At 32.2% G+C, this 12,748-nt stretch carries 8 protein-coding genes and 1 riboswitch; all 8 genes read right to left on the bottom strand.

What is annotated here, in order from left to right:
* Positions 1-867: 867 nt before the first annotated feature.
* The 8 genes from guaA to CLCOS_RS04905 all read right to left on the bottom strand — a co-directional run bounded on the left by guaA (position 868) and on the right by CLCOS_RS04905 (position 12,661).
* Positions 868-2,400 (bottom strand): glutamine-hydrolyzing GMP synthase, encoded by a 1,533-nt coding sequence (gene guaA / locus CLCOS_RS04940; protein WP_063600872.1) that lies wholly within the window; start codon positions 2,398-2,400, stop codon positions 868-870.
* A 91-nt stretch (positions 2,401-2,491) separates the two neighbouring features.
* Entirely contained in the window at positions 2,492-3,946 is a 1,455-nt protein-coding gene (gene guaB, locus CLCOS_RS04935; protein ID WP_063600871.1) for an IMP dehydrogenase, read from the bottom strand.
* A gap of 108 nt (positions 3,947-4,054) precedes the next feature.
* Positions 4,055-4,152: riboswitch (purine riboswitch) on the bottom strand.
* Between the two features lie 253 nt (positions 4,153-4,405).
* A complete protein-coding gene (gene groL / locus CLCOS_RS04930; protein ID WP_063600870.1) occupies positions 4,406-6,040 on the bottom strand; it encodes a chaperonin GroEL in 1,635 nt (544 codons plus the stop codon).
* Between the two features lie 63 nt (positions 6,041-6,103).
* Positions 6,104-6,388 (bottom strand): co-chaperone GroES, encoded by a 285-nt coding sequence (groES, locus tag CLCOS_RS04925; protein WP_013240324.1) that lies wholly within the window; start codon positions 6,386-6,388, stop codon positions 6,104-6,106.
* 335 nt (positions 6,389-6,723) lie between these two features.
* Positions 6,724-7,440 (bottom strand): TVP38/TMEM64 family protein, encoded by a 717-nt coding sequence (locus CLCOS_RS04920; protein ID WP_063600869.1) that lies wholly within the window; start codon positions 7,438-7,440, stop codon positions 6,724-6,726.
* 178 nt (positions 7,441-7,618) lie between these two features.
* On the bottom strand, positions 7,619-9,106 hold the full coding sequence (locus CLCOS_RS04915; RefSeq protein WP_063600868.1) for a 4Fe-4S dicluster domain-containing protein: 1,488 nt from the start codon (positions 9,104-9,106) through the stop codon (positions 7,619-7,621).
* A gap of 229 nt (positions 9,107-9,335) precedes the next feature.
* Positions 9,336-10,244: a DNA-3-methyladenine glycosylase family protein gene (locus CLCOS_RS04910; protein WP_013240327.1), complete on the bottom strand. Its 909-nt coding sequence runs from the start codon at positions 10,242-10,244 to the stop codon at positions 9,336-9,338.
* Between the two features lie 143 nt (positions 10,245-10,387).
* On the bottom strand, positions 10,388-12,661 hold the full coding sequence (locus CLCOS_RS04905) for a bifunctional dihydroorotate dehydrogenase B NAD binding subunit/NADPH-dependent glutamate synthase (RefSeq protein ID WP_041705601.1): 2,274 nt from the start codon (positions 12,659-12,661) through the stop codon (positions 10,388-10,390).
* Positions 12,662-12,748 lie beyond the last annotated feature (87 nt).

Here is a 12,748-nt window from a genome sequence, read left to right as displayed (position 1 = left end):
ACTTTGTATTCTGAATATCTTAACCATACTAATAATCTCCTTAAAAAACGAAAGGCCACAAATGAACACAAGTTCACTTACGACCTCATAATTATATAACCTAAATATAAACATGAAATATAGGATTTTAATTTATACAACTTAATTAAGAAGTTATATAGATTAAAATCTTATACTATATTTATAAATGCAGCAAAAATAGGCATAAAAATACCGTGTTTAGAACACGGCTTTCCTATTATGCAAATTAAGGTGTAACATGCTCATTTTAATACTGATTATTTTTGAAGTACACAAATAATCATGGTAAGCATTAATGATTTTAAAATTAATCCTACCACAAATAAACCCTGAGTAATTCAAGATTTTTTGATATACTTTCTAAAAATAATCCTTATTCAGTTAGTTTATTTAAAAACTACCTCTTTGCGCATATTTACAACACCTTTACATTTATATTTTTTCATGTTTATATTTGAATATATTTATATTATACATAAATTTGGTTTTTTTTCAATAGAATTATTTTATATGAATTATGACATATTCTGAATTTCAACTCCTTTTTTATCGCAATGTACTTTTATACACTTCTTAGTGTGTATTCGCTCCTCTCCTTTATCTTTATTGATATCATGAACTCATCAAACAGTTATGTATAAATCTTTTCTATCTCTGGTTTTGCTTGAATAATTATCCCCCTTTGATGTCACCTCTCCGCATATACAAATCACCTCCAAAAAAACTGCAAAAAACAGAAAAAAGTAACTAAGATATTTCTATCCTAATTACTTTTCACTAACTAACTTATTAAACTATAAATCTACGGCAACACTCTGTAAATACTGACTTAACAGTGTTTTACTTTTATTCCCATTCAATAGTAGACGGTGGTTTTGAAGTTACGTCGTAAACTATTCTATTTACTCCTTTAACTTCATTAACTATCCTTCTACTTACTTTATCCAAAACATCATATGGTATTCTTGCCCAATCGGAAGTCATGGCATCACTGGATACTACAGCCCTCAGTGCAACTGTGTAGCAGTATGTTCTTTCATCACCCATTACTCCAACAGAACGTATATTAGGAAGGCAAGCAAAATACTGCCATATCTTTTCATCTAGTCCTGCATTTGCTATTTCTTCTCTAAATATAGCATCTGCTTCTCTTGTTATTGCAAGCTTTTCTTCAGTAATTTCTCCTAAAACTCTTATTGCAAGTCCTGGTCCTGGGAAAGGCTGTCTCCAAACCAATTTATGAGGAATTCCAAGTTCTTCTCCCACAGCTCTAACTTCATCTTTAAACAATTCTCTAAGAGGTTCTATGAGTTTAAAATCCATGTCTTCTGGAAGTCCACCTACGTTATGATGGCTCTTTATAGTTGCAGAGGTTCCAAGACCACTTTCAACTACATCTGGATATATAGTGCCTTGAACTAGGAAGCTTATATCTCCTAATTTTCTAGCTTCTTCTTCAAATACCCTTATAAACTCTTCTCCTATTATCTTTCTCTTCTTTTCAGGGTCTGATACACCTTCTAATTTCCCTAAAAATCTATCTTTGGCATTTACTCTTATAAAGTTCATATCAAATTGCTTTTTAAATACATGCTCTACCTGGTCGCCTTCATCTTTTCTTAAAAGGCCATGATCTACAAATATACAGGTAAGCTGCTTCCCTACAGCCTTATGTACAAGAACTGCTGCCACGGAAGAATCAACTCCACCAGACATAGCACATATTACCTTCTTATTTCCTACTTTTTCTCTTATTAACTTTATCTTTTCATCTGCAAAGGAAGACATAGACCAATCTCCCTTTAAATTGCATACCTTAAATAAGAAGTTAGAAAGCATCTTTCTTCCAAAAGGTGTGTGTTCAACTTCAGGATGGAATTGAACTCCATATATTTTTTTATCAGTATTTTCTATTGCTGCAACAGGACATCCATTGGTCTTTGCTATTACTTTAAATCCTTTTGGAGGTTCTGATACAACATCTGTATGACTCATCCATGAGATTTGATTTTTATCTATATTAGAAAATAAAGCACTATTTGCATCAAGTTCTATCTTTGTCTTTCCATATTCCCTTACTTCTGCACTTTTAACTTTTCCACCTAATATATTACATATAAGTTGATGTCCATAGCATATGCCTAAAATAGGTACTCCTAATTTAAATATCTCTTCACTTATTCTAGGAGCATTTTCACCATACACGCTATTTGGTCCACCTGTAAATATTATTCCATTAGGATTTTTTTCCTTTATCTTATCTATAGAACAAGTATAGGGAAGTATTTCGCAGTATACATTATTTTCTCTAACTCTTCTTGCTATGAGTTGATTATATTGTCCTCCAAAATCAACTACAACAACCATCTCTTTTTCCATGAACTTCCTCCTAACCAATTATAGAAAATCATTTTATATTAAACATTACAAATACAATTATATTATAAAAACTTCTATTCGACTATAATTTTTACTGTCTAACACTGTAATTTGGAGCTTCTTTAGTCATGGAAATATCGTGTGGATGACTTTCTCTAAGTCCTGCTGAAGATTGAACTACAAAAGTAGCTTTTTCATATAAATCATTTAAAGTAGGTGCTCCTAAATATCCCATTCCTGAACGTATTCCTCCTATTAGCTGGAATACAGTATCTGCTACAGATCCTTTATAAGGAACCCTTCCTTCTACACCTTCTGGAACTAATTTTTTATTTCCTTCCTGAAAATATCTATCCTTGCTTCCACAAGCCATTGCACTTAGAGAACCCATTCCTCTATAAACTTTATAACTTCTTCCTTTATATATTTCAGTTTCACCTGGTGCTTCTTCGCAGCCTGCAAACATTGATCCCATCATAACTACTTTTGCCCCAGCAGCTAATGCCTTTACTATATCTCCTGAATACTTTATTCCACCATCTGCAATAACTGGTATACCGCATTTATTGGCTTCCTCTACGCAGTCCATTACTGCAGTAAGCTGTGGAACTCCTACTCCTGCTACTACTCTAGTAGTACATATAGATCCAGGTCCAATACCTACCTTAATTGCATCTGCACCAGCTTCAATTAAATCTTTAGCAGCTTCTGCTGTTGCAATATTTCCTGCAATAATTTGTACGTTTGGATATTTTTCTTTTATGGTTTTTACTGCATCTAAAACTCCCTTAGAATGTCCGTGAGCTGTATCAACATTTAAAACATCAACTCCTACTTGTACAAGAGCATCTACTCTTTCCATCATATCTTTTGTAACTCCTACAGAAGCACCACATAAAAGCCTTCCTCTAGAGTCCTTAGCACTGTTTGGGAATCTCTTTACTTTTTCTATATCTTTTATAGTTATAAGTCCTCTTAAATTATTATCTTTATCTACTAAAGGTAGTTTTTCTATTTTACTTGTTTTTAATATTTCTTTAGCTTCTTCTATAGTAGTATCTTCTGGAGCTGTTATAAGCTTTTCTCTTGTCATAACCTCGGAAATCTTCTTATCATAGTTTGTTTCAAAAACTATATCTCTGTTAGTAATTATACCAACCAATTTCCCTTCTACGGTTATAGGTACTCCAGATATTCTATACTTACTCATAAGGCTAAGGGCATCATTTATGCTATTATCGGGTGAAAGGAAGAAAGGATCTGTTATTACTCCATTTTCCTGTCTTTTTACCTTGTCTACTTCCATAGCCTGTTCTTCTATGGTCATATTTTTATGTATTATACCTATGCCACCTTCTCTTGCCATAGCAATAGCCATTTTTGAGTCTGTAACAGTATCCATTCCTGCACTCATAAGAGGTATGTTTAACTTTATAGTCTTAGTTAAATTAGTAGCTAAAGAAACTTCTCTAGGTAAGACCTCTGATTTGTTTGGTACTAGAAGTACATCATCGAAAGTGTATGCTTTTTTTAAAATTTTTGCCAATTAAAATCACTCCTAAATTATAATATATTTCTGCTTAATCATTTTTGATAAGATTTAATAAAAAAGCCATATTAAATTCCCATATGTATGCGAAATTAATATGACTTGTACCATAATAATTCCGCTCATAGTCAGAAATTTACGGCTTCCGGTAGATACTCCCTCCCTTATTGAGGGTATATATGAGCTGGACAAAAGATATTCACTTTTTACAAATTTTAATGAATTTCTATCTCTTTTAATAACTATTTACACTATTTTATTCAATTTTTTTCTTTTTGTCAATGAAAAATTCCTCATATATCTAAAATAGTCCTAAATTATATTATAGATTTCCCTTTAAATACCCCATATATACACGCATTTAAAAAACTTTCTATTATGCTGCTTAATATAAAAATTAAACCCTGCATTTACATAATGCTAGGGTTCAATTTTTCATTTATATTTGCTTTTAAATTAATACATTCCTTCCATTCCGCCCATTCCTGGTGCACCTGCTGCTGGACCTGCAGGAGCTTTTTCTGGAATATCTGCAACTGCTGCTTCTGTAGTTAAGAATGAAGATGCTACAGATGCTGCATTTTGAAGTGCTGATCTTGTAACCTTAGTTGGATCTACAATACCTTTTTCTACCATATTTACATATTCACCTTTTAATGCATCATATCCAACACCAACTGCACTGTTTTTAACTTTTTCAATTATTACAGAACCTTCAACACCAGCATTTGCTGCTATCTGTCTAACTGGTTCTTCTAATGCTTTTCTTATTATATCTATGCCAACTTTTATATCTGGTACATCTGAAGTTAATTTTTCAACTTCTGGAATTGCATTTATATAAGCAGTTCCGCCTCCTGGTCCCATGCCTTCTTCAACACCTGCTTTTGTAGCTGCAAGCGCATCTTCTATTCTTAATTTTTTCTCTTTTAATTCAGTTTCAGTTGCTGCTCCAACTTTTACTACAGCTACTCCACCTGCAAGTTTTGCAAGTCTTTCTTGAAGTTTTTCCTTATCGAAATCTGAAGTGGTTTCTTCTATTTGAACCTTAATCTGAGATACTCTATCTGCTATAGCTTTCTTATCTCCTCGTCCATTTACTATAGTAGTGTTTTCTTTGTCTATCTTTACAGATTCAGCTCTTCCTAAATCCTCTAATTCAGCTTCTTTTAAGTCTCTTCCTAATTCTTCTGATATTACCTGTCCTCCAGTAAGTATTGCTATGTCTTGAAGCATTTCTTTTCTTCTATCACCAAATCCAGGTGCTTTTACTGCTACACAAGTAAATGTTCCTCTTAACTTATTTACAACTAAAGTTGCAAGTGCTTCTCCTTCTACATCTTCAGCTATTATAAGTAACTTCTTTCCCTGCTGAACTATTTTCTCAAGTAATGGTAATATATCTTGAATATTTGATATCTTCTTGTCTGTTATTAATATATATGGATCCTCTATTGCAGCTTCCATTTTTTCTGAATCAGTAACCATGTATGGGCTTAAATAACCTCTGTCAAACTGCATACCTTCAACTACATCTAATTCAGTTCCCATAGTTTTTGATTCCTCTACAGTTATAACACCTTCGTTGCCTACCTTTTCCATGGCATCAGCTATTAATTTACCTATTTCTTCATCAGAAGCTGATATAGCTGCAATTCTTGCTATATCTTCTTTTCCCTTTACAGTTGTTGAAACTTTCTTAATTTCTTCTACAGCTTTGTCTACAGCCATCTTTATACCTTGCCTTATAAGCATTGGATTCGCTCCAGCTGTAACATTTTTTAATCCTTCTCTTATTATTGCTTGAGCAAGCAAAGTAGCTGTAGTTGTTCCATCTCCTGCTACATCGTTTGTCTTTGTAGCAACTTCTTTTACAAGCTGTGCTCCCATATTTTCATATGGATCTTCTAATTCTATTTCCTTTGCTATTGTAACACCATCATTTGTGATAAGTGGTGAACCAAATTTCTTGTCAAGTACTACATTTCTTCCCTTAGGTCCAAGTGTAACCTTTACTGCATTTGCTAACTTGTTTACGCCTTCTTGCATTGATTTTCTTGCATCTTCACCGAATAAAATACTTTTTGCCATAAAAAACCCTCCTTACAACTAACTGTTATATAAGATACTTATTTTTCTTTTTCAATTAATTAACTACTCAATTATAGCTAATATGTCATCCTGTTTTAAAATAGTGTACTCCTGTGCATCTATTTTTACTTCATTTCCAGCATATTTGGAGAATAATACCTTATCTCCTACTTTTACTTCCATTTTAACTTCTTTTCCATCTACTGTTCCACCAATTCCTACTGCCACAACTTCTGCTTCTTGTGGTTTTTCTTTAGCACTTCCTGGTAAAACAATACCGCTTTTTGTAGTTTCCTCAGCTTCTAATTTTTTAATTACAACTCTGTCTCCAAGTGGTCTAATTTTCATATAAACCCCTCCTTAAAAATATTTTAAATGTATTTAAAATTAATTTTTAGCTTTCATTGTTAGCACTCATTAATTATGAGTGCTAATACAATTATTATAATAATGAATAGTATTTATATTTTCAAATTTAAATTTACCAGTTATTAACCTATTTTACAGTAAAAATATTGATTATTCTTTAATTATATAGCTATTTCGCCTTATTACTATTAATTTCATATATATCTTTATATACAAATTCTTTATATGCAAAACCATACCTATTATTATCTTCCAATTAGGCCTTATGTATACAAAATACTTAAAATTTATTAAAAAAGCGATAAACAATACAATTAAAGTTGTTTATCGCCTTCTGAAGTTTTATTTTTTGTTATCTTAACTATTATCTTTTCTCCTTTTAACACGCCTATTACAAATAAAAGTGTCATTGTGATTCCTATTAATATAAGAACTATTTTATTTCCAGTATATATTTTTGATCCAAAATATGCTGAAATAATTACTCCAGGCAGCCTTCCTAAAGTTGAATAAAATATAAAATGTTTAAAGCTAATGTTTGATATTCCACATATATAAGCCAGAACATCCTTAGGTATTCCTGGAATTACATATAACAAAAATACTATAAAGTTTATGCTGCCTAAGTTCAACATTTTACGAAAAAATTTCAAATCTTTGTCAGATATTATTTTGTTTACAAGCGGCTTCCCATAAATTCTAGATATACTGTAAGCTGCTATGCTGCCAAAAGTTATGCCTAAAATTGATATGATACTTCCAAACAACGTTCCATATATGTATCCTCCTGCAATTTGGACAATCTCTCCAGGTATAAAAAAAGCAACTACCTGCAAAAATTGAATAAATAGAAATACTACTACTCCATATTTGCCATAGGACATAATCCAATTCTTTATTTTATTTGGATCTCTAAATATGTACATGTATTTATTGTAATATTCATACGCAACTGCAATTAGTGTAAACAATATAATTGCTAACACTATATAAGATCTATATTTCTTTAATACTATTTTTAGTTTTTTCAATCTATATCACCTAGTTTAATATAATTAGTATTCATTATATTCAATTAGCTCTGTTATATACTTTAAATCTTACCATAATTTTTTGTATAATTTATTAAATTTTACTTAACAATATCGGTATTCTAGCTTAAAAATCAATAGGTGGAGTTAAAACTCCACCTCATGCCAAGAACTCTGTTTATCTTTCAAGATCTACATCTTTAAATTCTTCAAGTTTTTCATTAGAAAGCACAGATTTTTTATCAGATTGTTTACTAAATTTAATTAATTGGCCTCTAGCTTTCATAGAAGAAATCATAGTAGCCGGCCCCCCAATACATCCACCTTCACACATCATTCCCTCTATAAAATTACCCGGAAGTCTCCCAATTTTAGCCGAAGTCATAGCTTTTTTTATCTCATCTTTTCCACTTACCTTTACAGGATCAAATTGAATATCTACTTTCTCTTCTCCTATATAATTTTCTATAGCCGCTGTAAGACCTCCACCTTGTGCAAATCCTCTTCCATATACAGAGGCATCATCTATTGGCACATCTTCACAATTTTCTGGATCAACATCAAAAGCGCCGAACAAAGCTGCTATTTCTTCAAAAGTCATAGCATAGTCTACTGCCTCTTCTATTGATTCTCTAATTATCTCTGACTTTTTTGCAGTGCAAGGTCCTACAAAAACTACTACAGCATTTTTATCCTGATTTTTAATTGCCCTTGCTGCTGCAACCATTGGTGAAACCGTACCTGATATTTTTGCTACTTCACCTGGAAATTCCTTTTCAATATAACCCATGAATCCAGGACAGCATGAATTTGTCATATATTTATCGCCATTTTTCATTCTCTCTACAAATTCATTGCTTTCATTTACAGTTACTGCATCAGCCCCACAAGCTGCTTCCAATATATCTTCAAATCCTATTTTTTTAAATGCATCTTTTACCTGACCTACTGTAACTTTACATCCAAACTGTCCTGTTATAGCAGGTGCTACTACTGCATACACTTTATTCTCACCCATAAGTGCCTTAGTTACCTCAGAAATATAGCTTCTATCTGATACAGCTCCAAATGGGCATGCTGCCATGCAGGCACCACAATTAATGCACTTTTCTTTTTCTATCATTGCCATCCTGTTTTTTGAGTTTATTTCCAAAGCTCCAGTTGGACAAGACTTTTTACAAGGCCTCATTACTTCTGCAATGGCGTTATAAGGACATACTTTTTTACACATACCACACTCTTTGCAAATATCTTGATTTATATGAGCCCTTCCATCTACCTTAGATATTGCTTTTGCCGGACATACTTCCATACATTTATGCTGGATACATCCCCTGCAGGCCTCTGTCACACGATATTTATATATAGGACATTTATCGCAAGCAGCTGAAAGCACATACATTATGTGTTCCCTGTCTACAATTTTCTTTAGATCCAATGTAGTATTATATGTTGGAACAAATCCTGAAGCCAAAAGAGCCCTCTCATATACAACAGCCCTTTCCTTATACACACAACATCTATACTCTTCCTTATCACCGCAAATTATTTTATAAGGTATTTTTTTCAATTCTTTTTCAGTTAATTTGTTTTCTCTTGTTAAAGAAGAAACCTCCTTTAACACCAAATACTTTAGTTTTTTTAAGGGTGTTTCAAAATCTTTCATCTTATGTTTTCCTCCTGCTACACTTTATAAACTGTTTATTTTATTATAACAGTTTTAAATATAAAATGTAACAGTAGACACAGCATATTTTATTATATAATTTCTTTTTATGTATCAACACTTTTTTAATTTATTTTTAATAAATAAGTTAAAACAGGTTATATTTAAAACTAATACAGATAAAGAATAGTTATTTTTTGCTGAATTTTTAGTATTTATAATATATATCCTATAACTTTATATTATTTTCCCTAACATAATAAAATAAATACTGCTGTGCAAATCCTGATAACTTGCCAAATTTGCTTATTCCAAAATCCCTTATCTTTTTTAGCGATACATCTGGTGCCAGATAAAAATAATTCATAGCTCTCTTAACCCATACATCTACAGGAAATGCAGAATATTTCTGCATAGAGAAAAGCATAATGCAATCTGATACTTTAGGACCTATACCCATAAATTTTTGAAGCTCTTTATGGCATACCTCATCCTCTTGATCTTTAATCCAATTAATATCATATTTTTCATCGTAATTTTCTTTAGTTTTAGTTCCATTATAATAAATCTTTGATACAGTATCTTTTATATATTTATTTCTAAAACCAGTTCCACAAGAAGCAAGTTCTTCTAAAGTGGCTTCCTTTAATTTATCTATTTTAGGAAAACTGTAATAAATTTTATTTTTATATTCTAAAGGCTCTCCCCATTTTTCACTTATATTTTTTATAGCCCTCTGTATCATTGGAATTCTATTATTAGCAGATATTATAAAAGAAACTATCAATTCAAAGGGATCCTGCTTTAATAATCTGATTCCTTCTCCAAATTCTATAGCTTTCTTTAAAACAGGATCTTTACTAAGTATATTTTTTATTTCATTGTAGTCCCTATACAAATCAAAATACTCTGCCCAAATTTCCTTAAAATCTTGCTGAGATGTGTTATATAAAATCACATCCTCTCCCTTTTTTTCTACCTCTATTACTTTTCCAAAACTTACACCTATATAGTTACCATTTTCTTCTCTATGCCATCTAAAACACTGCCCACATTCAAATATATGGGCTAATTCAAAATTTCGAACATTTTTTATTATAATTCCATTTTCAAAATCCTCTACATAATTAAAATCCATATTATACTTCCTTTTCTCCGTAAAATTTTTACCAAAATCGTATACTTATTTCTGATAGTATACCATTTTATTAAGATAATTTTCAATCAATATTAAAAAAGCCGTACCAGAAATCTGATACAGCTTCTTTATTCAATATATAATTATTTTTTCAGATATTCATCTATAGCCTTAGCAGCTTTTTTACCAGCACCCATTGCAAGTATTACAGTAGCAGCACCTGTTACTGCATCTCCACCTGCATATATTCCTTCCCTTGTAGTGAGTCCAGTCTCTTCTTCTGCTATTAAGCATTTACGCTTATTCATTTCAAGTCCTTTTGTTGTAGTTGATATAAGTGGATTTGGTGAAGTACCAAGAGCCATAATTACAGTATCTACATCTAAATCAAATTCTGAACCCTTTATTGCAACTGGTTTTCTTCTTCCAGATGCATCTGGTTCTCCTAGTTCCATCTTAATGCAGCGTATTCCTTTAACCCAACCTTTTTCATCCCCTAATATTTCTACAGGATTAGTTAAAAGATTGAATTTAATTCCTTCTTCTTTTGCATGGTGTACTTCCTCTGCTCTTGCTGGAAGTTCTGCTTCAGATCTTCTGTATACTATGTATACTTCTGCTCCAAGCCTTAGAGCCGTCCTCGCAGAGTCCATAGCTACGTTTCCGCCTCCTACTACAGCTACTTTTTTGCCTGCTTTTATAGGAGTTGCATAATCATCCCTATATGCTTTCATTAAATTACTTCTTGTTAAGAATTCATTCGCAGAGAATACTCCATTTAAGTTTTCTCCAGGTATTCCCATGAATCTTGGTAGTCCTGCTCCTGAGCCTATAAATACAGCATCAAATTTTTCTTTCTCTATAAGTTCATCTATTGTAACAGTTCTCCCAATTATTACATCTGTCTCTATTTTTACTCCTAACTTCTTTACATTTTCAACTTCATGTTTTACTACACTGTCCTTTGGAAGTCTGAATTCTGGAATACCATATACAAGTACCCCTCCTGCTTCATGAAGTGCTTCAAATATAGTAACATCATATCCAAGTTTTGCTAAATCTCCTGCGCAAGTAAGTCCTGAAGGACCACTTCCTATAACAGCTACTTTTTTGCCGTTTTTAGGTAAAGTCTTAGATAAATCGATATTATTCTTTCTTGACCAATCTGCTACAAATCTTTCTAGCTTACCTATAGCAACAGCATCACCTTTTTTGCCAAGTACACATTTTCCTTCGCACTGAGTTTCCTGAGGACATACTCTTCCACATACAGCAGGAAGTGCACTTGATTCTGCTATTATTTTAGCAGCTTCTTCAAAGTTTCTATTTTTTACCTGTTCAATAAACTTAGGTATAGTTATTGTAACAGGGCACTGGGTAACACACATAGGCTTTTTACAATTCAAGCATCTTGAAGCTTCTTTTACAGCTTCTTCTTCAGTGTATCCCAAGCAAACTTCATCAAAATTAGTAGCTCTAACCTTTGGATCTTGTTCCTTTATAGGTACTCTTTTCATTCTATCAGCTTTATCTTCCTTGTGGCATTCACAGCCTTTTCTATCAAAGGTGTCCCCTTCTTCTTCTTTAAGAAGTTTCTTTCCTTCTTCAGTTTTATACATAGCCTGTCTTCTCATAGCTTCGTCAAAATTTACAAGATGGCCATCAAATTCAGGACCATCTACACAGGCAAATTTTAATTCTCCACCTACAGTAACCCTACAAGCTCCGCACATTCCAGTTCCATCTACCATTATAGTATTTAAACTTACTATTGTTTTAATTCCGTATTGTTTCGTAACTTGAGTTATAAACTTCATCATTATCATAGGCCCTATGGCAACTACACAATCGTACTCTTTATCTTTCTTGTCAATAATCTCTTTTAAAAGATCCGTAACAAAACCCTTATATCCATAACTTCCATCATCCGTTGCTATATATAAATTTCCACAAATTGGTTTCAATTCATCTTCAAATAATAAAAGATCTTTTGATTTACATCCAACTATAACATCTGCAGCAACTCCATGTTCATGAAGCCATTTTACCTGTGGATAAACTGGTGCAGTACCTACTCCACCTGCTACAAACATTATATTTTTCTTCTTAAGTTCTTTAAGATCCATCTCTACAAGTTCTGAGCAATGTCCAAGTGGTCCAACAAAATCTTCAAAATATTCTCCCACTTCATATTTAGCCATTTTTTTAGTTGAAGCTCCTAATGTCTGAAATACAATAGTAACAGTTCCTTTTTCTGCATCATAATCACAGATAGTAAGAGGTATTCTTTCCCCTTTATCATCCATTTTGACTATGATAAATTGTCCTGGTAAACAGGACTTTGCAACTCTTGGTGCCTCAATATCCATTAAGAATATGTTTGGTGATAACTTTTTTTTGTTAACAATCTTGTACATACTTTTATGCCATTTTTTTAGTACATAAATCATAAAATTTATGCCCATTTCCCTTTTCATAGTGTTCGATTTTGCTAATTAGCTACT

The sequence above is a fragment of the Clostridium coskatii genome, assembly GCF_001675205.1.
Lineage (GTDB): Bacteria > Bacillota > Clostridia > Clostridiales > Clostridiaceae > Clostridium_B > Clostridium_B ljungdahlii.
Note: the sequence above shows the minus strand (reverse complement) of the source record. Positions and strands in the feature narration are given on the sequence as shown.

Excerpts from the sequence above, each read along its gene's own strand:
- guaA (WP_063600872.1), bottom strand. The coding sequence starts at position 2,400 with ATGGAAAAAGAGATGGTTGTTGTAGTTGATTTTGGAGGACAATATAAT.
- groL (WP_063600870.1), bottom strand. The coding sequence starts at position 6,040 with ATGGCAAAAAGTATTTTATTCGGTGAAGATGCAAGAAAATCAATGCAA.
- groES (WP_013240324.1), bottom strand. The coding sequence starts at position 6,388 with ATGAAAATTAGACCACTTGGAGACAGAGTTGTAATTAAAAAATTAGAA.
- CLCOS_RS04915 (WP_063600868.1), bottom strand. The coding sequence starts at position 9,106 with ATGAAAGATTTTGAAACACCCTTAAAAAAACTAAAGTATTTGGTGTTA.
- CLCOS_RS04910 (WP_013240327.1), bottom strand. The coding sequence starts at position 10,244 with ATGGATTTTAATTATGTAGAGGATTTTGAAAATGGAATTATAATAAAA.
- CLCOS_RS04905 (WP_041705601.1), bottom strand. The coding sequence starts at position 12,661 with ATGTACAAGATTGTTAACAAAAAAAAGTTATCACCAAACATATTCTTA.